A 21,977-nucleotide genomic window follows, 5' to 3' on the forward strand; every position below is an offset into this window, starting at 1 on the left:
GCGGCCCGCTTACGGGACACGATTAGGAGTCGACCATGGCCGGCGCTCTGCGCAAGACAATGATCTATCTTGGGCTCGCCGACGGCGATGAGCATTACGAGTCCGAGCAACAGACCACACGTAAGGATGAGGACGAACCGATGGAAGTTGACCGCGAGGAACGCCGTGCTCCGGCGCCGGTCCGCGAAGTCAGCCGCGAGGCGTCCTACGCCCCTGAAGAGGAATACCGCGCCCCTGTGACCCCCATTAAGCGTGCGGCCTCGAGCCGCGAAGAGAACACCGGTCTGCGCCAGATCACCACCATCCACCCCCGCTCCTACAACGATGCCAAGCTCATCGGCGAGAGCTTCCGGGACGGCATCCCGGTGATCATGAACGTCACGGACATGGGCGAGGCCGATGCCAAGCGCCTGGTCGACTTCTCGGCAGGGCTCGTCTTTGGCCTGCGGGGAAGCATTGAACGGGTCACCAACAAGGTGTTCCTGCTCTCACCGTCCTACGTCGAAGTGATCGGTGACGACAAGAAGGCCAGCGATACGCAGGCCAGCTTCTTCAACCAGAGCTAAGCGCCATCGGCTGCGCACAGATGCCAGGCAGGGACACCTGCCTGGCATCTGTGCTGAAATAGACAAGACAACAGCAGTACGACAGCGGCCGGACGCAATGAACCGGCCGCACGAATATGGAGATATGAAATAAGTCATGGGAATTGTTTTCGGACTTCTCTATCTCGCCCTGCTGCTGTTCTTTGTGGCCCTCATCATCCGCCTGGTCTTCGACTGGGTACAGATGTTTGCGCGGGAGTGGCGGCCGCGGGGCGCGGCCCTGGTGGTGGCCCACGCCGTCTACTCCATCACGGACCCGCCACTGAAGGGGCTGCGGCGGCTGATTCCGCCACTCCGCCTCGGCGGCGTCTCCCTGGACCTGGGCTTCCTGATCCTGTTCATCGGCGTCAGTATCGCGATGAGCGTCACCAGGGGACTGGCCTGATTTTTCCCCGCCGGACCCCGCAATGCAGTGTGTTCCTTCCCGGAACGGCTACTGTAAAGCGAAGAAACCTCCCGTTTGACACCGCAGTGTTGAATTAGAGTAAGCAGACCAAATTTAGGTACCTTAGTTTTGACGGCCGGAAGGCCTACTGACTAACCAGACCAGTGAGGTGACCAGATGGCTTTGACGCCAGAAGACGTTGTCAACAAGCGCTTTCAGCCCACCAAGTTCCGCGAGGGCTATGACCAGGACGAGGTTGACGACTTCCTGGACGAAATCGTCGTTGAACTCCGCCGCCTGAACCAGGAAAACGACGAGCTCCGCAAGAAGCTCGCCGAAGCAGGTTCCAGCGTTCCGGCAAGCTCAGCTGCCGCCCCCGTGGTGGAGAAGGTCCCCGCGCCGGTCAAGGCCGACAAGGACGAAGCCCGCGAGAAGGCTGAAGCCGAAGCGAAGGCTGCCGAAGCCAGCAAGAAGAAGGACGTCCAGCCGGCCGCTCCGGCCGCCGCCGCCCCCGTTGCACAGGCTCCCGCCGCTACTGCATCCGCCGAGTCCGCTGCCGGCCTGCTGGCCATGGCACAGCAGATGCACGACCGCCACGTCGCCGACGGCCAGGCCCAGAAGGACAAGATCATCGCCGAGGCGCAGATTGAAGCCAGCAGCCTCGTCAACGATGCCCAGGAAAAGTCCCGCAAGATCCTCGGCGCCCTGGAGCAGCAGCGCTCCGTCCTGGAACGCAAGGTGGAGCAGCTCCGCGGCTTCGAACGCGACTACCGCTCACGCCTGAAGGCCTACATCGAAGGCCAGCTCCGCGACCTGGATGCCCGCGGCTCCGTCGCTACGCCGGAAGTCAGCGAAGCCAACTAAGTCTGGCAGCACGTATTCTGAAAGCCGGTGGCTGAGGATTCCTCGGCCACCGGCTTTTGGCATTGACACCCAGTTCCACGAATTGAAAGCACCATGACTGACGAACTTGCCGCCGACGCGGCACGCCCTGTCCCACCCTCGCCGCGCCCCCGCCGGGCGGTGCTGCTGTCCCTGTTCGCGGGGTTCGCGGTCTTCGCCTACGTCCTGGACCAGCTGACCAAGCTGTGGGTCACCTCCACCATGGTGGAAGGGGAACGGATCCCGGTGCTGCCGCCCCTGCTCCACTGGTACTTCATCCGGAACTCCGGCGCCGCGTTCTCCATCGGTGAGAACGTCACCTGGGTGTTTTCCATCATCATGGCCGGCGTGGCTGTCGCCATCCTTTTCCAGGTCCGCCGGCTGGGCTCCGCCTGGTGGTCCCTGGCCCTGGGCCTGCTGCTCGGCGGGGCGCTGGGGAACCTCACGGACCGGCTCTTCCGTGAGCCCTCCTTCGGCATGGGACACGTGGTGGACTTCATCCAGCTTCCCAATTTCGCCATCTTCAACATTGCCGACTCCGCGGTGGTGTCCGCCGTCGCCATTATCTGCATCCTGACCATCCGCGGGATCGCCCTGGACGGAACACGGCTGGGGAGCGCACACAAGGACAAGCCTGGCCATGACTGACCGCATCGTCGTCGCCGAAGAATACGCCGGCGCGCGGGCGGACGCCGGCCTGGCCGGCCTCCTGGGCGTGTCCCGTTCTGTCGCCGCATCCCTTCTCGCGGACGGCCACGTCCTCAACCGGGGCAAGGCCCTGGGCAAGTCGGCAAAACTCGTGGCCGGGGACACCCTCGAGGTCACCGTCCCGGAACGGCGGGACCCGCTTGAAGTCGTGGAGGAAGTTGTGGAAGGCCTGAATATCCTGCTCGACGACGATGATTTCGTCGTCGTCGACAAACCCGTCGGCGTGGCAGCCCATCCCTCACCGGGCTGGGTGGGGCCCACCGTGGTGGGCGGCCTTGCCGCTGCCGGCTACCGGATCTCCACGTCAGGCGCCCCCGAGCGGGCAGGCATCGTCCACCGGCTCGACGTCGGGACCTCCGGCGTGATGGTGGTGGCCAAATCCGAGCGCGCCTACACCGCCCTCAAGCGCGCCTTCAAGGAGCGCACGGTGGACAAGGTCTACCACGCGGTGGTGCAGGGCCTTCCCGATCCCCTGACGGGCACCATCGATGCCCCCATCGGCCGCCACCCCGGGCACGACTGGCGTTTCGCCGTCATCGAGGACGGGCGCCCCTCCGTGACCCACTACGAAGTCCTGGAGGCCTTCGGCAAGGCCAGCCTGGTGGAAGTCCACCTTGAAACCGGCCGCACGCACCAGATCCGGGTCCATTTCTCCGCGCTCCGCCACCCCTGCGCCGGCGACCTCACCTACGGCGCCGATCCCCGCCTGGCCGCCAACCTGGGGCTCACGCGGCAGTGGCTGCACGCCCGTCAACTGGCCTTTGACCACCCCGTGACGGGGGAGCGCGTTACGGTCACCAGCGAGTACCCGCAGGACCTTTCCTACGCCCTGGAAGTGCTGGAGTCGGGCCAGGCCTGACACGGCCGGCCTGGCAGGACTGTCCGGGGGCAGCGCTTAGAATAGTGCGGTGAGTTCCAGCAATGATTCGTTTGTCCACCTGCACACCCACACCGAATATTCCATGCTGGATGGAGCGGCCCGCCTGGGGGAGCTGTTCGATGAGACCGAACGCCTTGGCATGCCGGCCCTCGCCACCACAGACCACGGCTACCTGTTCGGCGCGTTCGATTTCTGGCGCAAAGCCACGGACAAGGGCATCAAGCCGATCATCGGCGTCGAAGCCTATGTGACGCCCGGTACTGCCCGGACGGACAAGGAACGCGTGCGCTGGGGCGATGAATCCCAGCGCAAGGACGACGTCTCCGGCGGTGGGTCCTACACCCACATGACCCTCCTGAGCTACAACAACGTGGGCATGCGGAACCTCTTCCGGGCCTCCTCCATCGCCTCACTCGACTCGGTCTTCGGCAAGTGGCCGCGGCTGGACCGGGAACTGCTTAACACGTACTCAGAGGGACTCATCGCCACCACGGGCTGCCCTTCCGGCGAGGTCCAGACCCGGCTCCGGCTCGGCCAGTACCGCGAAGCACTCGAGGCGGCGGCCGAGTTCCGCGACATCTTTGGCGCGGAGAACTACTTCTGCGAACTGATGGACCACGGGCTGGACATCGAACGCCGGGTCACCGGCGACCTGCTGCGGCTCGCCAAGGACCTGAACCTGCCCCTGGTGGCCACGAACGACCTCCACTACACGCACGAGCACGACGCCAAGGCGCACGAGGCCCTGCTGGCCATCCAGTCCGGCTCCACGCTGCTGGAACCCACCTATGACAACGGCGGCTCCCGGTTCGCGTTCTCCGGCAGCGGCTACTACCTGAAGTCCCCGCAGGAGATGCGGGAGCTCTTCCGCGACCACCCGGAGGCGTGCGACAACACCCTGCTGATCGCCGAACGCTGCGAAGTGTCCTTCAACACCGACGCCAACTTCATGCCGCGGTTCCCCTGCCCGCCCGGCGAGGACGAGACCTCCTGGCTGGTCAAGGAAGTGGACAAGGGCCTGCAGTACCGCTACCCGGGCGGCATCCCGGATGAAGTCCGCAAGCAGGCCGACTACGAGCTCGGCGTCATCACCTCCATGGGTTTCCCCGGCTACTTCCTGGTGGTTGCCGACTTCATCAACTGGGCGAAGAACAACGGCATCCGGGTGGGCCCCGGGCGTGGTTCGGGTGCAGGCTCCATGGTGGCCTACGCCATGCGCATCACCGACCTCGACCCCCTGCGCCACGGGCTGATCTTTGAACGGTTCCTCAACCCGGACCGCGTCTCCATGCCCGACTTCGACGTCGACTTCGATGACCGGCGCCGCTCGGAAGTCATCGACTACGTCACCCGCAAGTACGGTGACGAGCGCGTCGCGATGATCGTCACCTACGGCACCATCAAGACCAAACAGGCCCTCAAGGACTCCTCCCGCGTCCTGGGCTACCCGTTCAGCATGGGCGAGACGCTGACCAAGGCCCTGCCGCCGGCCGTGATGGCCAAGGACATTCCCCTGGCGGACATCCAGAATCCGGAGTCCAAGCGCTACAGCGAAGCAGGGGACTTCCGGCAGCTGATCGCCACCGACCCCGAAGCCGCCAAGGTCTTCGAAACGGCCCTGGGCATCGAAGGCCTGAAGCGCCAGTGGGGCGTGCACGCCGCCGGCGTCATCATGTCCTCGGACCCCATCATCGACGTCATCCCCATCATGCGCCGCTTCCAGGACGGCCAGGTGATCACCCAGTTCGACTACCCGACGTCCGAGGGCCTGGGCCTGATCAAGATGGACTTCCTGGGCCTGCGGAACCTGACGATCATTTCCGATGCCCTCGAGAACATCAAGATGAACCGCGGCATCGACCTGGACCTTGAAAACCTTGAGCTGGACGATGCCCCGTCCTACGAGCTCCTGGCCCGCGGCGACACCCTGGGCGTGTTCCAGCTCGACGGCGGTCCCATGCGGTCGCTGCTCAAGCTCATGAAGCCTGACAACTTCGAAGACATCTCCGCCGTCCTGGCGCTCTACCGTCCGGGTCCCATGGGCGCCAACGCCCACACCGACTATGCGCTGCGCAAGAACGGGATCCAGGAAGTCATCCCCATCCACCCGGAGCTGGAGGAGCCCCTCAAGGAAATCCTCGGTGGGACCTATGGCCTGATCGTGTACCAGGAGCAGGTCATGGCCGTGGCGCAGAAGCTGGCCGGCTACTCGCTGGGCCAGGCAGACATCCTCCGCCGCGCCATGGGCAAGAAGAAGAAATCCGAGCTGGACAAGCAGTTCGCCGGCTTCTCCCAGGGCATGCAGGACAACGGCTACTCCATGGAGGCCGTCAAGACCCTCTGGGACATCCTGCTGCCCTTCTCCGACTACGCCTTCAATAAAGCCCACTCGGCCGCCTATGGCGTGATCTCGTACTGGACCGCCTACCTCAAGGCCCACTACGCCCCTGAATACATGGCGGCGCTGCTGACCTCGGTGGGCGATGACAAGGACAAGTCGGCCATCTACCTCAACGAGTGCCGGCGCATGGGCATCACCGTGCTTCCGCCGGACGTCAACGAGTCCGCCCTGAACTTCACTCCGGTGGGCAACGACATCCGCTTCGGCATGGGCGCCATCCGCAACGTGGGCGTCAACGCCGTGGAAGCCATGGTGGCAGCCCGCGAAAGCGAGGGAGCGTTCACCTCCTTCAAGGACTACCTGATGAAGGTCCCGGCCGTGGTCTGCAACAAGCGGACCATCGAGTCCCTGATCAAATCCGGCGCGTTCGACTCGCTGGGCCACCACCGCCGCGCCCTGGCGATGATCCACGAAGAGGCCATCGACTCCGTCATCACCCTCAAGCGCAACGAGGCCATCGGCCAGTTCGACCTCTTCGCCGGTTTCGAAGACGCCGGGGCGGAATCGTCCTCCCTGAGCATCGAGATCCCGGACCTGCCCGAGTGGGAAAAGAAGGACAAGCTCTCCTTCGAACGGGACATGCTGGGCCTGTACGTATCGGACCATCCGCTGCAGGGCCTGGAGGGACTCCTGGCCCAGCATGCAGAGATGAGCATTACCTCCATCATCGGCGAGGACGGGCCGCAGGACGGAGCGATCATCACGATCGCCGGCATGATCACGTCCCTGAGCCGCCGCATCGCAAAAGCCAGCGGCAATGCCTACGCCCGGGCCGAGGTGGAAGACCTGGGCGGCTCGATCGAAGTCATGTTCTTCGGGCAGGTCTATGGGCCGATCGCCTCCGTACTGGCGGAGGACCTGATCGTGGTGGTCAAGGGCCGGCTGCAGAAGCGCGACGACGGCGCCATCACGCTCAACTGCATGGAGCTTTCCGTTCCGGACCTGAGCGAAGGGCTGCACGGGCCCCTGGTCATCACCATGCCCACCCACAAGGCCACCGAGGCCGTGGTCACGGAACTTGGCGACGTGCTGCGCACCCACCGCGGCAACTCGGAGGTCAGGCTCCACCTGCAGGGCGATACCCGCACCGAAATCATGGGCCTGCCCGTCCACCTTCGGGTGAACCCCAGCCCGTCGCTGTTCGGCGACCTGAAGGTCCTGCTGGGCCCGGCCTGCCTGGACGCCTGACAAACAGGCGGCCGACGGCGGGAATCACCTCCCGCCGTCGGCCGCCTTTTTGCTGCGCCGGTCCGTGGGCGTCAGATCTCGTAGTCCAGCGGCACCGGCTGCCCATAGGCGCCGCCGTGGTACAGCAGCGGCGATCCTTCGCCGCCCACCTGGCCGTCCACTACCTGGACCACCACCACGGCGTTGTTCTCGAACGAGAGCCGCATCTGGATCTCGCCGATCAGCCAGCCGGCAACATCCTTGAGGATGGGCACCCCGTGCGGGCCGATCTCCCAATGGTTGCCTTCGAAGCGGTTGCCGGGGCGGGCAAAGCGGGCCGCCAGCTCCTGGTTCTCCAGCCCCAGCATGTGCACCCCCAGGTACTGGGTGTTGGCCACGGCGGGCCAGGACCTGGAGCTGCGCGCCATGTTGAACGTGAAGCGCGGCGGCTTCGCCGACAGGGACGCCACGGAGGTTGCCGTGAAGCCGTAGGGCTCATCCTGGTAATTCACGGTGATAATGGCGACGCCCGCGGCATGCCGGCGGAACATCTCCCTGAACGTCTGCTCGAACGGCTCGCTGTTGTCGGTCACCGGAACTCCTGAACTAAGTGGCGTAACTCTTTCCCCAAGCGTATTGGCCCACGGTCACGGCGGGAAAACAGGCAGCGGCCGCACCACGGCGGATGGCCTTGCAGGAACCTTTGTTAAGGTGTGTTGCATGACGAACTTCGCCCGCCCCGACAGGCGGCTGCTGCCATGGTCCCTGCTGCTGGTCCCGGCGGCCGCGGGCATCCCGGCGGGCATCCTCTGGTGGGTCCTTGCCCCGGGCGGATTGAACCTGATCACCCGCGACCCAGCCCTGGCGGCCGGCACCGTGCCCCTGGTCTGGCTGCCGCGCGATCTCACGCTCGCAGGCATCCTGGTGCTGGCCGGCTGCCTGCTGGCCGTATTCCTGGCGGACGGCAAGCGCCCGGACCCGCAGGCGGCACTGCTCACCGGCCTGGCCGGGGCGTTCGCGGGCAGCGCCGTGGCATGGGGGACAGGTGTCCTGGCGGGACGGCTGTGGGGTCCGGCCGTCGACACGTCGGCAAACGCCAGCATCGCCTTCTCCCTGCGGGCGTGGCCGGTCCTGTTGCTGTGGCCCGCCGCCACGGCCGTGTCGGTCTTCATCCTGGAACTGGTGGGCACCACGGGCAGGAAGCCTGATTCAGCCGGCGCGGAAACAGCAGGCGTGCACAGCCCCGTAAAATAGAGCGGTGACCACATCCCCGGAGTTTCCCGCCCCCGTGACCGCCGCCGTCGAGTTCCGCACCATTGACCTTCGGGGCCGCCACCTGAGCCTTCCGGCACTGCGCGCCGCGGTGCCACGCGCCAAGGGACAGACCGTGGCGGACGCCGAGGAAAAGGTCCTGCAGATCATTTCCGCCGTCCGGGAGCGCGGCTTCGCGGCGCTGGCCGAGCTGGCCGAACGGTTCGACGGCGTGGCGCAGGAGCACCCGCTGGTCCCCGGGGAGGCACTCGCCGCAGCGCTGGACCAGCTGGATCCGGCCGTGCGGGCTGCCTTGGAGGAATCCATCAGCCGGGCCCGGAAGTTCGCGGACGGGCAGCGCCCGCGCAATGTCGACGTCGAACTGGGCGACGGCGCCGTGGTCAGCCAGAACTGGGTTCCGGTGGCCCGCGTGGGGCTGTACGTTCCCGGCGGCCTTGCCGTGTACCCGTCATCGGTGATCATGAACGTCGTGCCCGCGCTGGCGGCGGGCGTGGAGTCCATCGCCCTCGCGTCGCCGCCCCAGAAGGAGTTCGGCGGGCTGCCCCACCCCACCATCCTGGCGGCGGCGGCGCTGCTGGGCATCACTGAGGTTTACGCCATCGGCGGGGCCCAGGCCATTGCCGCCTTCGCTTACGGCGTCGAAGCGACGGAGGCAGGTCCGGCCCTGGAGCCCGTGGACGTGGTCACCGGCCCCGGCAACATCTTCGTGGCCACGGCCAAACGCCTGGTTAAGGGCGTCGTCGGCATTGATTCCGAGGCAGGAACCACGGAGATCGCCATCCTGGCGGACGACTCCGCCCAGCCCGCCCTGGTTGCCGCCGACCTGCTCAGCCAGGCGGAGCACGATCCGAAGGCAGCGTCGGTCCTCATCACCGATTCCGAGGAGCTGGCCGCCGCCGTGCGTGCTGAACTGGCACTGCAGGCCGCCGCCACCAAGCACTCGGCCAGGGTGCAGGAGGCGCTGTCCGGCCCCCAGTCCGGCGTCGTGCTGGTGGACGGCCTCGAGCAGGGAATCGCCGCCTGTGACGCGTACGCAGCGGAGCACCTGGAAATCATGACCCGCGACGCTGCAGCCGTGGCCGCCCGCATCCGGAACGCGGGCGCGATCTTCGTGGGGGACTACAGCCCCGTCAGCCTTGGCGACTACTGCGCCGGCTCCAACCACGTGCTGCCCACCAGCGGTACGGCAGCCTTTTCCTCCGGGTTGAACGTGACCACCTTCCTGCGCGCCATCCAGGTGGTCAACTACAGCCGGGAAGCCCTGGCCGAGGTCAGCGGACACATCGTGAGCCTGTCCCGGGCCGAGGATCTTCCGGCCCACGGGGACGCGGTGACGGCCCGGTTCCCGGGCGACCGGTGATACCACTACATGTAGTAATTACAGGATTGTTATTACCCCACATCTGCCCGTAAACTGGGAACGCCACGGCATCGCCCCCCGGCGGTGCTGGTGGCTTCCAACGCCGTTGCACACCACAACCGAAAAGGGGGAACGCCATGTACTGCCCGTTCTGCCGCAACCCTGATTCCCGCGTGGTGGACAGCCGGATGGCTGATGACGGCTCGGCAATCCGCAGGCGCCGGCAATGCCCGGAATGCGGCCGCCGGTTCACCACGGTGGAAACCACCAGCCTGTCCGTGATCAAACGTTCCGGCGTGGGCGAGCCCTTCAGCCGAAGCAAGGTCATCAACGGCGTGCGCAAGGCGTGCCAGGGGCGCCCCGTGAGCGAGGATGACCTCGCCATGCTGGCCCAGGAAGTCGAAGAGCAGATCCGTGCCTCGGGCGCCGCCGAAATCGATGCGCACGAGGTGGGCCTGGTGATCCTCGGGCCGCTGCAGAAACTCGACGAGGTAGCCTACCTTCGCTTCGCCAGCGTGTACCAGGCCTTTGAGTCCCTCGAGGACTTCGAGACTGCCATTGCCCTGCTCCGCCACGAGGCCGGGGAAGGCGCCAAGGGCGCAGCTAAGAGCTCCGAGAAGAGCCCCCTCTAAAACTCCGGTGGCGGCAGCGGAGGGGAAGCCGCAGCCGCCACCGGCACCACTCCTACTTGGCCAGGTTGTGCTGGAGCGCGATTTCCAGCGCCGCACCCACGATGCCTGCCTCGTTGCGGAGGACCGCCGGGACAATCGGGGTACGGAGCTTGAGGTTGGGAAGGTACTCGTCGGCGCGCTTTGAAATCCCGCCGCCCACGATGAACAGTTCCGGCGAGAACAGGAACTCCACGTGCGAGAAGTAGCGCTGCAGCAGCACGCTGTACTCGTCCCAGGACAGCCCGTCACGTTCGCGGGCAACGGCGGACGCCTTGGATTCGGCATCGTGGCCGTCAATTTCAAGGTGCCCCAGCTCTGCGTTGGGGACCAGCTTTCCGTCAAAGATGAAGGCTGAACCGATGCCGGTACCGAGCGTGATCACCAGGACAGTGCCGGCGACGCCTTCGCCGGCCCCGTAGCGTGCCTCTGCCAGGCCTGCGGCGTCCGCATCATTGATGACTTCCACCGGCCGGCCGAGCCGGGCCGTGAGGAGGGCGTCGATGTCCGTGTCCAGCCAGCTCTTGTCCACATTGGCTGCGGAGTGGACCACTCCGTGCTGGATGATGCCGGGAAAGGTCACGCCCACGGGGGAGCCGGCTTCCGGGGCCTCGGGGCGTGCCGAGAGTTCGGCCACCACCAGGGCCACGGCCTCGGCTACGGCCTCAGGGGTGGCGGGCTGCGGGGTGGGCACCCGGAAGCGTTCTCCGAGGAGCTTGCCCTTCTTCAGGTCGACAATGCCGCCCTTGATGCCCGTACCACCGATGTCGATGCCGATCAGCGGTGCGTTCTTGTGCGACTTCTCGTCCTTCTTGGCCAATGGGATTCCGTTCTTGACAGGGGCGGGCAGGAAAAGGGGCGGCTTTGGGGGCGGCCCGTAACAGGTGTCCGGTCTGCACCGGCAGCATGCCCAGGGGGCATGGGCCGGGCTACGGCAGGGTAAGGATTTCGGCGCCGGTCTCGGTGACCAGCAGGGTGTGCTCGAATTGGGCGGTGCGCTTGCGGTCCCGTGTGACCACGGTCCAGTCATCGCTCCACATGTCCCACTCCACAGTGCCCAGCGTGAGCATCGGTTCGATGGTGAACACCATTCCCGCTTCGATCACGGTGTTGTAGGCAGGGGCGGCATCGTAGTGCGGGATGATGAGCCCGGTGTGGAAGGCTTCTCCGACGCCATGGCCGGTGAAGTCGCGGACCACGCCGTAGCCAAAGCGCTTGGCATAGGACTGGATGGCCCTGCCAATGACGTTGATTTCACGTCCCGGCGCCACGGCCTTGATGGCCCGGTTCAGCGACTCCTGCGTGCGCTCCACGAGGAGCCGGGACTCCTCGTCCACGTCCCCTACCAGGAACGTGTAGTTGGTGTCCCCGTGGACGCCGTTGAGGTAGGCCGTGATGTCGATGTTCAGGATGTCGCCGTCCCGGACCACGGTGCTGTCCGGGATGCCGTGGCAGATGACCTCGTTCAAGGAGGAACACAGTGACTTTGGGAATCCGCGGTAACCGAGCGTGGACGGGTAGGCGTTATGGTCCAGCAGGAATTCGTGGCCCACTTTGTCCAGCTCGTCGGTGGTGACTCCCGGCTGGATGTGCTTGCCCACTTCCACGATGGCCTGCGCCGCGATCTTCCCGGCAATCCGGATCTTCTCGATGGTCTCCGCAGACTTGACTTCGGAGCCGGTGAATTTGGCGGGTGCCGGCTTGCCGACGTATTCCGGACGGGGGATGGACGCCGGGACGGGACGCTGCGGACTCAGGGTACCCGGGGTGAGGGTGCCAATGGGTGCAGTTGAGGCAAGGGAAGGCATAGATTGATCATATAAGGCACCACAGAACGCCTAACAACCGACAAGCTGGGGAGGGGGCGCGTAAGTGTTTGTGTTACGTGGATCACCCCGGTATTCCTGTCGCCGGAACGAGGAGCAACGATGACTGAGTACTGGTTCAACGTCAATACCCACGAAGTGGAAGAGGACCGGCTGTCGGACTGGAGCCAGCTCATTGGGCCCTACAAGACCCGCGAAGAAGCTGAGCACGCCATCGAGAAGGTCCGGGCGCGCAACGAGGCCTGGGAAAAGGGCGACGACGACTGACGGGCCGTTTCCTGCCTAGAACGAGTGTTCCGGGCCGGGGAACGTGCCGGACCGGACGTCGTCCCCGTAGGCGGTGGCGGCGTCGTGCAGTGTGCTGCGCAGGTCCGCGTACTGCTTGACGAATTTGGCCATCCGGCCGCCGCGAAGCCCGGCCATGTCCTGCCAGACAAGGACCTGGCCCGTGGTGGCGTTCCCGGCCCCGATGCCCACGGTGGGCACGCCCACGGCGGCGTCAACCGCGGCGGCAGTCTCCGCCGGCACCATCTCCATCAGCACGCAAAACGCACCGGCCTCCTCAAGGGCGCGGGCGTCCTCGATCAGCCGTTGGGCGTCGTCGCCGCGGCCCTGCACGCGGTAGCCGCCCAAGGCGTGTTCGCTCTGGGGCGTGAAGCCGATGTGGGCCATCACGGGGATGCCCGCCTGCACCATCGCGCGGACCGTGGGGGCGTAGTACTTCCCGCCCTCGATCTTCACCGCGTGGGCCAGCCCTTCCTTCAGGAACCTGACGCCCGCGCCGACGGCCTGTTCCGCGCTGACCTCGTAGCTGCCGAACGGCAGGTCGGCCACCACCAGGGCACGCTTGGCGGACCTGGCCACCGCCCGGCAGAGGGGGAGCAGTTCGTCAACGGTCACCGGGAGGCTGGTCTCATTGCCAAAGACGTTGTTGGACGCCGAGTCTCCGACCAGGAGCACCTCGATGCCGGCAGCATCGAAGATCTCGGCCGTGTACTGCTCGTACGCCGTGAGCATGGCAAACCTGGTGCCGTCACGCTTGGCCTGCTGCAGGTGGTGGATGCGGACCTTGGCGGGCTTCCGTTCGGCAGGAACCGGCACGCCGGGGCCGTTGCCGTACGGGGCGGGTACTTCTGCGGACGCGCTGGAGTCGGAGCTGTTGGAGGCCATGGGATGAGCGTAGTGCGGTACCGGCCGTCCTAGCTACCGCGGGCATCCCCGCAAAAAGGTGATAAGCGCCATAGCTCCGCGCCGGGACGGGGTGCCGGGTATCGCTGGAAACCGCGCCTGGGGGCATGTTTTGGGGACCGCCAGGTTAATGCTGTGTTACGCACGGCGCAGGCTCAAGCATCGGCGCCGAATGATTAGTACAGTGATGATGAACTGCTGCCGGCTTTCCCCTTTGCGCGGACCCCGGAGCATGGACGTTGACCGGAGAAGAGGCCATCATGGACCGCCAGCAAGAGTTTGTCCTGCGCACAATCGAAGAGCGCGACGTACGTTTCGTGCGCCTGTGGTTCACCGACGTCGTGGGTTCGCTGAAGTCAGTGGCGCTGGCCCCGGCGGAGGTCGAGGGCGCATTCGAGGAAGGCCTGGGGTTCGACGGTTCCTCCATCGAAGGCCTGGCCCGTGTTTTCGAATCCGACATGCTGGCCCAGCCGGATCCCGCCACCTTCCAGATCTTGCCGTGGCGGGGCGAGACGGAGCAGACGTCCAGGATGTTCTGCGACATCCTGACCCCCGACGGCGAGCCCTCCGCCGCCGATCCGCGCAACGTGCTCAAGCGGACCCTCGCCAAGGCCGCGGACATGGGCTTCACCTGCTACACCCACCCCGAGATCGAGTTCTACCTGCTCAAGTCGCACGAGCCGGGTCCGAACGGTGCTCCTGTTCCGGTGGACGAGGGCGGCTACTTTGACCATGTCCCCGGTGGCGTGGCCCAGGACTTCCGGCGCACCGCGGTGACCATGCTGGAATCGGTCGGCATTTCCGTGGAATTCAGCCACCACGAGGCAGGCCCGGGCCAGAACGAGATCGATCTCCGCTACGCCGACGCCCTGCAGACGGCGGACAACATCATGACGTTCCGCACCGTCATCAAGGAAGTGGCGCTCCAGCAGGGCACCTACGCCACGTTCATGCCCAAGCCGTTCACCGACCACCCCGGGTCGGGAATGCACACGCACTTCTCCCTGTTCGAAGGCGACAGCAACGCGTTCTTCGAAGCAGGGGCTGAGTTCCAGCTGTCCAAGACGGCCCGGCAGTTCATCGCCGGCATCCTCAAGCACGCCCCGGAATTCACGGCCGTCACCAACCAGTTCGTCAACTCCTACAAGCGCCTGTGGGGCGGCGGCGAAGCACCCAGCTACCTCAGCTGGGGCCACAACAACCGCTCCGCGCTGGTCCGCGTGCCGCTGTACAAGCCAGGCAAGGGCCAGTCCGCAAGGATCGAGTACCGCGGCATCGACTCCGCCGCGAACCCGTACCTTGCCTACGCCGTGCTGCTTGGCGCGGGCCTGAAGGGCATCGAGGAGGGCTACGACCTTCCGGCCGCGGCAGAGGACGATGTCTGGTCGCTGAGCTCCGCGGAACGCCGCGCCATGGGCCATGACCCGCTCCCGGCCAGCCTGCACGATGCCATCCGTTCCATGGAGGACTCGGAGCTGATGCCGCAGATCCTGGGCGAACAGGTTTACGAGCACTTCCTGCGCAACAAGCGCGCCGAATGGCAGGACTACCGGCTTCAGGTGACGCCCTACGAGCTGCAGCGCAACCTCGGCATCCTCTAGGTGCCGGGCGTGAGCCTGGCACGCCGCCTGATCGCGGCCGGATTCAGCGACCTGGAGAAGGGCGAACGGTTCCTTGCCGCGCGCGAACTTGAGGGGCTGGACCAGGACAGGCTCTTTGCCGGGCTGCAGCTGGCCGCGAGCCCGGACACTGCCCTGCAGTCCCTGGTCCGGCTGATTGAAAAGCACCCGCAGCTGCGTGACCTGGCGGCCGCTGACGCGGAGGACAGCGAGCCCATGTACCGGGTCCTGGGTGCTTCCGAGGCCCTGGGGGAGTTCCTCATCAGGCACCCGGAACACCTGGAGGCCTTCCGGGTCCGGGCCAGTCCCGAGCCGCTGCCTGCCGACCCGGGCCGGCTGCGCACCACCCTCCTGCAGGCCGTGGGCGCCGACCCCCGCGCCGCACGTCCCGTGGCCGCCGCCACCGGCGCGGACGCCTACGCTGCCCTGCGCACGGCCTACCGGCGCGGACTGGTGGACCTCGCCGTCAAGGACCTCTGCGCCGCGGACCCGCTGGACTTCCTGCCATCGGTGGGCGGTGAACTGGCGGACCTGGCCGCGGCCGCCATCGAGGCTGCCCTCGCCGTCTCCCGCGCTGAAGCGGCGGAGCAGCACAGCGCTGCCGACGTCGCCGACGTCGGCCTGGCAGTCATCGGCATGGGCAAATGCGGAGCCCGGGAACTGAACTACATCTCCGACGTCGACGTCATCTACGTCGTGGACGCCGGCAGCCTGGAGGACGCCCAGGCCAACACCATCGGCACGGCGCTGGCAAGCGGCATCTCCCGGGCGATCTCCTCGGTCGCGAGGGAACCCGGACTGTGGGAAGTGGACGCGAACCTCAGGCCCGAGGGCAAATCGGGGCCGCTGGTCCGCACCCTCGCCTCCCACGAGACGTACTACGCCAGGTGGGCCGAAAGCTGGGAATTCCAGGCGCTGCTCAAGGCCCGTGCCATCGCGGGCGACGCCGCACTGGGCCGGGCGTACGAGGAAGCCGTGGCGCCGCTGATCTGGAGCTCGGCCGGGCGGGAGGGCTTCGTCGAGTCCGTCCAGGCGATGCGGCGCCGGGTCACCGAGAACATTCCGGCCGCCGAGGAGCAGCGCCAGATCAAGCTGGGCCGCGGCGGACTGCGCGACGTTGAATTCACCGTCCAGCTGCTCCAGCTGGTGCATGGCAAGGCGGATGAAACTTTACGACGGCGGGACACCACCTCTGCGATCGCTGCCCTGTCAGCGGGCGGTTACATTGGCCGTTCCGACGCGGCGGCATTCGACAACGCCTACCGTTACCTGCGGCTCCTGGAGCACCGGATCCAGTTGTTCCAGCTGCGCCGCACCCACCTCATGCCGGTGGCGGAGCCGGCGCTGCGCTCTTTGGCCAAAGCCGTCCTGGGGCCGTTCTCCAACGAACGGCCCAGCCCGGACTCCCTGCTGTCCGCCTGGCAGCGGACCAAGCGCTCGGTCCGTGAACTGCACGAGCGCATCTTCTACCGGCCGCTGCTGAATACGGCAGCCAAACTCAGCAGCGAGGACGCCAGGCTGACCCCCGAGGCGGCGCAGGGACGGCTTGCGGCGCTCGGATACCGGGACCCGCAGGGGGCGATGCGCCACATTGAGGCGCTGACCGCCGGTGTGAGCCGCCGGGCCGCCCTGCAGCGCCAGCTCCTGCCCATCCTGCTCGACTGGCTCGCCGAGGGCGTGGACCCGGACGCAGGCCTTCTGGCCTTCCGCCGCGTCAGCGAAGCCCTGGGCACCACCCACTGGTACCTGGGCCTGCTCCGCGACTCCAACGCCGCCGCTGAACGCCTGTGCCACATGCTGTCCAACTCCCGGCTCATCGCGGACCTGCTCGAGGTCTCGCCGGAATCGGTGGCATGGCTGGGACAGGACAAGGACCTGGTTCCCGTGGGCTTTGAAGCCCAATGGCAGGAGATCACGGCAAAGATGTCCCGGCACGAGGACCCGGAGAGTGCCATGCGCCTGATCCGGCTGATCCGTCGGCGGGAAATCCTGCGCATCGCCATCGCCGATTCGGCGGGCCTCCTGGACCAGGAACAGGTGGGCAGCGCCCTGGCGGACACGGACCGCGCCGCCGTCCTGGGCGCGCTGCGGGTGGCGGAAGGAATAGTCTCTGCCGCCGGCCCGCTCAAAACCACGGTGCTGGTGGTGGCCATGGGCCGGCAGGGCGGCCGGGAGATCGGCTACGGCTCTGACGCCGACGTCATGTACGTCCACAGGGCGCTGCCCGGCTTTACCGAAGCGGAGGCGCAGGAACAGGCGGCCCGCATCGTGGCGAAGGTGTCCAGCCTCCTCACGCAGCCCCTGAAGCCGGCCATCATGGCGGAACGGGTCCTCCAGATGGACGCCGACCTCCGTCCCGAGGGGAAAAACGGGGCCATGGTGCGCTCCCTGGACTCCTTCGCCGAGTACTACCGCCGCTGGTCCCTGATCTGGGAAGCCCAGGCGCTCCTGCGGGCACGGCCCATGGCCGGCGATGATGCCCTGGCCGCTGATTTCCTCTCGCTGATCGATCCCATCCGGTACCCGGAAACTGTGGCGGAGCAGGACGTACGGGAGATCCGGCGCATCAAGGCCAGGGTGGAATCGGAGCGGTTGCCGCGCGGCGCAGACCCAGCACGGCACCTCAAACTCGGCCGCGGCGGCCTCAGCGACGTTGAGTGGCTGGTGCAGCTGCTGCAGCTCCAGCATGCCGGGAAACACCCGGAACTCCGGACCACATCCACGCTGGAAGCCCTCACCGCAGCAGCGGAACTTGGACTGTTGGATGCTGCCGACGCCGGTTTGCTGGCCGAGGCCTGGCGGCTGGCCAGCCGCATCCGGTCCGCCAATGTCATCTGGAACGGTAAGGCTTCCGATCTCCTGCCATCCTCCCGCCGCGACCTTGAAGCCGTGGCGCGCTGGTGCGGCTATGAGCCGGGACACGCAGCCGCGCTGGAGGAAGACTATTTGCGGGTGAGCCGCCGCGCCCGGGCTGTTTTTGAACGTGTCTTCTATGGGCACTGACTGGGTCTGGCTCATCCCGCTCCGGGACCTGGACGCGGATGCCCGCGCCATCCAGTTGGGCGCCATCGCGGACATGTCGCTCCTGGCAGGCCAGGAACGTTTCGTGGGCGACCCCCTGCGCATGGCGCTGGCAGGCCTGGCCGAGGAATCACGGCACCCCTACGTCGTGGAGGCCGGCGGGAACGCATCCGGTGTCCTGACCCTCCAGGCGGGGGCGGCCGGCCTTGCCGGGTGGCCCGACGACAAGTCAGCGTGGCTGCTGCGGGGCTTCCTCATCGACAGCCGGCACCAGGGCAAGGGGCTGGGCACGCTGGCGGCCACCGCCGCTGTGGAGGCCGCACGCAGGCTCACCGTCCGGCACCAAAGCTGCGAGTCCGGCGTCGTACTTTCCGTCAATGAGGAGAACCATGCGGGCCTCTCCGCGTACCGCCGCGCCGGCTTCGTCGACGCAGGCCCGTACCTCGGCGGTTCCGCGGGGCCGCAACGGATCATGTTCCACAGCTTCGCTGCCGCCGCACCGGCGTAACGCGCCGGACCGGCATTGCGCTTAGCAAGCGTTTGCCCGATTATGTGGATGGCGGTGTTCTCCAACCTTGTTGGGGGGAAGGCTGGACAGTCTTCGTCTCGGGGGGCATTCGTCAGGGGGTCCGGCTCCCGGTCTCAGCACGTCTGGAGGCGGGCCCCCACCTTACGGTCTCCGTCTGCGGCCTTGACGGCCCGGACAACGCAAAAGGCGGCCACCGGATGAACCGGTGGCCGCCTTCGCTGCTTCAGCGCTCCTGCGGGGCAGGCCGCAGACTAGACGCCGTAGTAGAGCTCGAACTCGTAGGGGTTCGGGCGCAGGGACAGCGGACGGATCTCGTTCTCGTACTTGTACTCGATCCAGGTGTCGATCAGGTCCTGGGTGAAGACGCCGCCGGCCTGCAGGAACTCGTTGTCCTCGCGCAGGGCCTCCAGGGCTTCCTCGAGGTTGCCCGGAGCCTTGGGGATGTCCTTGGCTTCCTCGGCCGGGAGCTCGTAGAGGTCCTTGTCGATCGGAGCCGGGGGCTCGATGCGGTTGCGGATGCCGTCAATGCCGGCCATCAGCTGGGCAGCGAAGGCCAGGTAGGGGTTGGAGGAGGGGTCCGGTGCGCGGAATTCGATGCGCTTGGCCTTGGGGTTGGAGCCCGTGATGGGGATGCGGATACCGGCGGAGCGGTTGCCCTGCGAGTAGACCATGTTGACCGGGGCTTCGAAGCCCTTGACCAGGCGGCGGTAGGAGTTCACCGTCGGGTTGGTGAAGGCCAGGACAGCGGAGGAGTGCTGCAGCAGGCCGCCGATGTACCAGCGGGCGGTGTCGGACAGGCCGGCGTAGCCCTTCTCGTCGTAGAACAGCGGCTCGCCACCGTTCCACAGCGACTGGTGGCAGTGCATGCCGGAGCCGTTGTCACCGAAGACCGGCTTCGGCATGAAGGTCACGGACTTGCCCCAGGCGTCAGCGGTGTTCTTGATGACGTACTTGAACTTCTGCAGGTCATCGGCAGCGTGGGTCAGGGTGGTGAACTTGTAGTTGATCTCGGCCTGGCCGGCGGATCCAACTTCGTGGTGGCTGCGCTCGACCTCGAGGCCGGCTTCGTCCAGGGCAACGCACATGGCGTCGCGCAGGTCAGCCTGCTTGTCGGTGGGGGAGACCGGGAAGTAACCGCCCTTGACGGGGGTCTTGTAGCCCAGGTTGCCGCCTTCTTCCTCGCGGCCGCTGTTCCAGTGGGCTTCCTCGGAGTCGATCTTGTAGAAGCTGCCCTCGGGGGAGGACTGGTACTGGACGTTGTCGAACACGAAGAACTCGGCTTCGGGAGCGAAGAACGCGGTGTCGGCGATGCCGGTGGAGGCCAGGTAGGCCTCGGCCTTCTCGGCTACGCCGCGGGGGTCGCGGTGGTACGGGTCACCGGTGCGCGGGTTGACGATCGAGAAGTTCAGCGCGAGGGTCTTCTCCATGCGGAAGGTGTCCAGGAACGCGGTGGTGACGTCCGGGATCAGCTGCATGTCAGATTCGGCGATGCCCTGGAATCCGCGGATGGAGGAACCATCGAAGAGCTGTCCGTTGACGAAGAAATCAGCGTCAACACTCTTCGCGGGGACGTTGAAGTGCTGCTGGACACCCGGAAGGTCGGTGAAGCGGATATCGACGAACTTTACATCTTCGTCCTTGATGAACTTGAGGACTTCGTCCGCAGTCTTGAACATCTATGCTCCTAACGCATATGTAAATATCTGGCATGCACGCCATGTGATCCAGCGCAATCCAAAATCAGGGAGAACGCATGTTGTCCCTGTCGCGTGTACCTGCCGGGGGATTGCTTGAAACTTCTAACAGACTATGGATCCGGCATTTCCCGTCCATGTCCGCATTGTTTCGGGCAGGTTACAGAATGCCCTGCTATGACCACGCTATCGTCCGTCCACACTGTGGTCGAGCCCCATCCACAGTGTGGGCGCCCTGCTGCCCCGGGGTCGGTAAACTTGGACGGTGGTAGATCGCAAAGACATTGGCTCCTGGCTCACCGGACCTGACACCTCCGGCATCTCAAAGTATCCGGGGGAGCGCCTGGGGCTGCCGGAGTCCGGTCCCGGCTCCATTGCCCGGGCGGGGCGCAGGATCGTTGCGATCATGATCGACTGGGGCATCGCCTTGCTCATCAGCAACTTTGCCTTTGGCGGCGATTCCTGGGCCACGCTGGCGGTCTTCGCCATTGAACAGACCCTGCTGGTAGGCACCCTCGGCTACAGCATCGGCCACCGCATCATGGGCATCGCGGTGATCAAGCCGGGAGGCGGCACTCCGGGACCGCTTGCCGGCCTGGTCAGGGCAGTGCTCCTCTGCCTGGTTATCCCCGCAGTCATTTTCGACCCCGACCAGCGCGGCCTGCACGACAAGGCCATGAATACGCTCCTCATCCGGCGCTGAGGCTCGGGCCTCCCGCGGGCAACGGCACACCAAGGGACAACGGCGCACGACGGGCAACGGCGCCCCATGGCCGGGGCCGCTCTAAGCGCTGGCCGGGTGCTTCCGCCGGAAGGCCCGCGCATTAGTGACGATCACGCCGCCGACGACGATGGCGCCGCCCACAAACTGCGCGGCCGTGTGGACCTGTCCGGCCAGAATGGTCAGGACTGCGGTGAAGACAGTGATCAGGTTGAGGAACACGCCGGCACCGGCCGCCGGCAGGACCGTCAGGGCGCGGTTCCACAGCACGTAGGACAGTACCGACGGAAAAATCGCGATGAAGAGCAATGACGCCAACGCACTGCCCGTCCCAGGAAAAGCCAGGCCGCCCGTTGCGAACCGCACCGGGGCCAGGAGGGCCACCGCCACGGCTGCCTGCACTGCCGTAGCTGTGATCGGCGGGATCTTGGGTGCCAGGCGGCCAGTGACCGTGTAGGCCGTCCAGACAACCACCGCCCCCACCATCAGCATCTCGCCGGTGCCGAAGCCGGCAGTGGCCAGCCGGCCCACATTCCCTCCGCTGATGACGATGAGGACGCCGGCCAGCGCCATCACGACGCCGGCCACGGCCATCGGCGTGAGCCGCTCGCGCAGGAATACTGCGGCCGCCAGCGTGATCAGCGCCGGATTGAAGGCGTTGATCAGCGAGGCATTGAACGCATCGGTGTGTTCCAGGGCGAAGTACAGGAGAAGGTTGTAGCCGAGGAGCCCGCACACGCTGAGCGCCAGCAGCCACGGCCACGCAGCTGCAACGGACCGCCAGCAGGGCTTCTCCACAAGCTGGGCTATCAGCAGCAGCGGCACCAGTGCGATCGCCCACCGCAGGAAGACCAGGCTCAGGGGGTCGATGCTGTGGACAGCGCCGGCGCCCACCACGTAGTTGCCGGCCCAGAACAGGGTTGCCCCCAGCAGGGAGAGGAGAGCGATTACCCGCCTGCGTCCCTGCGCGCGCGTGCTCGGCGTCCCAGCCTCCTGCGGCGGCTGTGACGTCCGTCCCTGCTCAACCGAGTCCACTGCGGCGTGCCTGTCC

Annotated in this window: 20 protein-coding genes; 14 read left to right on the top strand and 6 right to left on the bottom strand. The window is 66.4% G+C overall.

Annotation, left to right across the window (positions count from 1 at the left end; translation table 11 throughout):
* Positions 1-35 precede the first annotated feature (35 nt).
* The 6 genes from sepF (at position 36) to dnaE (ending at position 7,049) form a co-directional block, all read left to right on the top strand.
* Positions 36-566: a cell division protein SepF gene (gene sepF, locus LDO22_RS00455; RefSeq protein ID WP_142121297.1), complete on the top strand. Its 531-nt coding sequence runs from the start codon at positions 36-38 to the stop codon at positions 564-566.
* 136 nt (positions 567-702) lie between these two features.
* A complete protein-coding gene (locus LDO22_RS00460) occupies positions 703-990 on the top strand; it encodes a YggT family protein (protein ID WP_043453045.1) in 288 nt (95 codons plus the stop codon).
* Between the two features lie 177 nt (positions 991-1,167).
* Positions 1,168-1,854: a DivIVA domain-containing protein gene (locus LDO22_RS00465; RefSeq protein WP_159632234.1), complete on the top strand. Its 687-nt coding sequence runs from the start codon at positions 1,168-1,170 to the stop codon at positions 1,852-1,854.
* A 93-nt stretch (positions 1,855-1,947) separates the two neighbouring features.
* The gene (gene lspA / locus LDO22_RS00470) at positions 1,948-2,520 is read left to right on the top strand and encodes a signal peptidase II (protein WP_159632233.1); all 573 of its coding nucleotides are present in this window, start codon (positions 1,948-1,950) and stop codon (positions 2,518-2,520) included.
* A complete protein-coding gene (locus LDO22_RS00475; RefSeq protein WP_159632232.1) occupies positions 2,513-3,439 on the top strand; it encodes an RluA family pseudouridine synthase in 927 nt (308 codons plus the stop codon). Before lspA ends, LDO22_RS00475 begins: the two co-directional genes overlap by 8 nt.
* Positions 3,440-3,488: 49 nt before the next feature.
* The gene (gene dnaE, locus LDO22_RS00480) at positions 3,489-7,049 is read left to right on the top strand and encodes a DNA polymerase III subunit alpha (protein WP_159632231.1); all 3,561 of its coding nucleotides are present in this window, start codon (positions 3,489-3,491) and stop codon (positions 7,047-7,049) included.
* A 71-nt stretch (positions 7,050-7,120) separates the two neighbouring features.
* On the opposite strand, the gene LDO22_RS00485 is transcribed toward dnaE, so the two are convergent.
* A complete protein-coding gene (locus LDO22_RS00485; protein WP_056331660.1) occupies positions 7,121-7,621 on the bottom strand; it encodes a flavin reductase family protein in 501 nt (166 codons plus the stop codon).
* Positions 7,622-7,748: 127 nt separating this feature from the next.
* Here LDO22_RS00485 and LDO22_RS00490 point away from each other — a divergent pair, with 127 nt between their 5' ends.
* The 3 genes from LDO22_RS00490 to nrdR all read left to right on the top strand — a co-directional run bounded on the left by LDO22_RS00490 (position 7,749) and on the right by nrdR (position 10,292).
* Entirely contained in the window at positions 7,749-8,282 is a 534-nt protein-coding gene (locus tag LDO22_RS00490) for a hypothetical protein (protein WP_224025679.1), read from the top strand.
* Between the two features lie 4 nt (positions 8,283-8,286).
* On the top strand, positions 8,287-9,660 hold the full coding sequence (gene hisD, locus LDO22_RS00495; RefSeq protein ID WP_224025680.1) for a histidinol dehydrogenase: 1,374 nt from the start codon (positions 8,287-8,289) through the stop codon (positions 9,658-9,660).
* 137 nt (positions 9,661-9,797) lie between these two features.
* A complete protein-coding gene (nrdR, locus tag LDO22_RS00500; protein ID WP_224025681.1) occupies positions 9,798-10,292 on the top strand; it encodes a transcriptional regulator NrdR in 495 nt (164 codons plus the stop codon).
* A 52-nt stretch (positions 10,293-10,344) separates the two neighbouring features.
* Here nrdR and LDO22_RS00505 read toward each other — a convergent pair whose 3' ends face one another.
* Both LDO22_RS00505 and map read right to left on the bottom strand, forming a co-directional pair.
* On the bottom strand, positions 10,345-11,148 hold the full coding sequence (locus LDO22_RS00505) for a polyphosphate--glucose phosphotransferase (protein ID WP_159632227.1): 804 nt from the start codon (positions 11,146-11,148) through the stop codon (positions 10,345-10,347).
* Positions 11,149-11,257: 109 nt separating this feature from the next.
* Positions 11,258-12,136: a type I methionyl aminopeptidase gene (gene map / locus LDO22_RS00510; RefSeq protein ID WP_224025682.1), complete on the bottom strand. Its 879-nt coding sequence runs from the start codon at positions 12,134-12,136 to the stop codon at positions 11,258-11,260.
* A 120-nt stretch (positions 12,137-12,256) separates the two neighbouring features.
* Here map and LDO22_RS00515 point away from each other — a divergent pair, with 120 nt between their 5' ends.
* On the top strand, positions 12,257-12,421 hold the full coding sequence (locus LDO22_RS00515) for an SPOR domain-containing protein (protein WP_159632225.1): 165 nt from the start codon (positions 12,257-12,259) through the stop codon (positions 12,419-12,421).
* A gap of 15 nt (positions 12,422-12,436) precedes the next feature.
* Here LDO22_RS00515 and panB read toward each other — a convergent pair whose 3' ends face one another.
* Positions 12,437-13,324, bottom strand: coding sequence for a 3-methyl-2-oxobutanoate hydroxymethyltransferase (gene panB / locus LDO22_RS00520; protein ID WP_224025683.1), 888 nt, complete (start codon positions 13,322-13,324; stop codon positions 12,437-12,439).
* Between the two features lie 278 nt (positions 13,325-13,602).
* On the opposite strand from panB, the gene glnA (LDO22_RS00525) reads away from it, so the two are divergent.
* Genes glnA (LDO22_RS00525) through LDO22_RS00535 form a run of 3 tightly spaced genes read left to right on the top strand, consistent with a single transcriptional unit; the run spans position 13,603 to position 18,490 of the window.
* The gene (gene glnA, locus LDO22_RS00525; RefSeq protein ID WP_141160830.1) at positions 13,603-14,943 is read left to right on the top strand and encodes a type I glutamate--ammonia ligase; all 1,341 of its coding nucleotides are present in this window, start codon (positions 13,603-13,605) and stop codon (positions 14,941-14,943) included.
* Positions 14,944-14,952: 9 nt separating this feature from the next.
* The gene (locus LDO22_RS00530) at positions 14,953-17,964 is read left to right on the top strand and encodes a bifunctional [glutamine synthetase] adenylyltransferase/[glutamine synthetase]-adenylyl-L-tyrosine phosphorylase (protein WP_224025684.1); all 3,012 of its coding nucleotides are present in this window, start codon (positions 14,953-14,955) and stop codon (positions 17,962-17,964) included.
* Positions 17,954-18,490 carry a GNAT family N-acetyltransferase gene (locus LDO22_RS00535; RefSeq protein ID WP_224025685.1) on the top strand — a complete coding sequence of 179 codons (537 nt, stop codon included), beginning with the start codon at positions 17,954-17,956 and terminating at the stop codon, positions 18,488-18,490. Before LDO22_RS00530 ends, LDO22_RS00535 begins: the two co-directional genes overlap by 11 nt.
* Before the next feature lie 272 nt (positions 18,491-18,762).
* Here the strand turns inward: LDO22_RS00535 and glnA (LDO22_RS00540) are convergent, their stop codons facing one another.
* Positions 18,763-20,187 carry a type I glutamate--ammonia ligase gene (glnA, locus tag LDO22_RS00540; protein ID WP_224025686.1) on the bottom strand — a complete coding sequence of 475 codons (1,425 nt, stop codon included), beginning with the start codon at positions 20,185-20,187 and terminating at the stop codon, positions 18,763-18,765.
* A 283-nt stretch (positions 20,188-20,470) separates the two neighbouring features.
* On the opposite strand from glnA (LDO22_RS00540), the gene LDO22_RS00545 reads away from it, so the two are divergent.
* Positions 20,471-20,908, top strand: a complete 438-nt coding sequence (locus LDO22_RS00545) for an RDD family protein (protein WP_141160826.1) — start codon at positions 20,471-20,473, stop codon at positions 20,906-20,908.
* A gap of 81 nt (positions 20,909-20,989) precedes the next feature.
* On the opposite strand, the gene LDO22_RS00550 is transcribed toward LDO22_RS00545, so the two are convergent.
* Positions 20,990-21,961: a DMT family transporter gene (locus LDO22_RS00550; RefSeq protein WP_224025687.1), complete on the bottom strand. Its 972-nt coding sequence runs from the start codon at positions 21,959-21,961 to the stop codon at positions 20,990-20,992.
* Positions 21,962-21,977 lie beyond the last annotated feature (16 nt).

Origin of the sequence: Arthrobacter sp. NicSoilC5 (assembly GCF_019977395.1) — a bacterium.
GTDB lineage: Bacteria > Actinomycetota > Actinomycetes > Actinomycetales > Micrococcaceae > Arthrobacter.

Excerpts from the sequence above, each read along its gene's own strand:
- glnA (WP_141160830.1), top strand. The coding sequence starts at position 13,603 with ATGGACCGCCAGCAAGAGTTTGTCCTGCGCACAATCGAAGAGCGCGAC.
- LDO22_RS00535 (WP_224025685.1), top strand. The coding sequence starts at position 17,954 with ATGGGCACTGACTGGGTCTGGCTCATCCCGCTCCGGGACCTGGACGCG.
- LDO22_RS00475 (WP_159632232.1), top strand. The coding sequence starts at position 2,513 with ATGACTGACCGCATCGTCGTCGCCGAAGAATACGCCGGCGCGCGGGCG.
- LDO22_RS00460 (WP_043453045.1), top strand. The coding sequence starts at position 703 with ATGGGAATTGTTTTCGGACTTCTCTATCTCGCCCTGCTGCTGTTCTTT.
- lspA (WP_159632233.1), top strand. The coding sequence starts at position 1,948 with ATGACTGACGAACTTGCCGCCGACGCGGCACGCCCTGTCCCACCCTCG.
- LDO22_RS00465 (WP_159632234.1), top strand. The coding sequence starts at position 1,168 with ATGGCTTTGACGCCAGAAGACGTTGTCAACAAGCGCTTTCAGCCCACC.
- panB (WP_224025683.1), bottom strand. The coding sequence starts at position 13,324 with ATGGCCTCCAACAGCTCCGACTCCAGCGCGTCCGCAGAAGTACCCGCC.
- map (WP_224025682.1), bottom strand. The coding sequence starts at position 12,136 with ATGCCTTCCCTTGCCTCAACTGCACCCATTGGCACCCTCACCCCGGGT.
- glnA (WP_224025686.1), bottom strand. The coding sequence starts at position 20,187 with ATGTTCAAGACTGCGGACGAAGTCCTCAAGTTCATCAAGGACGAAGAT.
- LDO22_RS00515 (WP_159632225.1), top strand. The coding sequence starts at position 12,257 with ATGACTGAGTACTGGTTCAACGTCAATACCCACGAAGTGGAAGAGGAC.
- LDO22_RS00490 (WP_224025679.1), top strand. The coding sequence starts at position 7,749 with ATGACGAACTTCGCCCGCCCCGACAGGCGGCTGCTGCCATGGTCCCTG.
- nrdR (WP_224025681.1), top strand. The coding sequence starts at position 9,798 with ATGTACTGCCCGTTCTGCCGCAACCCTGATTCCCGCGTGGTGGACAGC.
- sepF (WP_142121297.1), top strand. The coding sequence starts at position 36 with ATGGCCGGCGCTCTGCGCAAGACAATGATCTATCTTGGGCTCGCCGAC.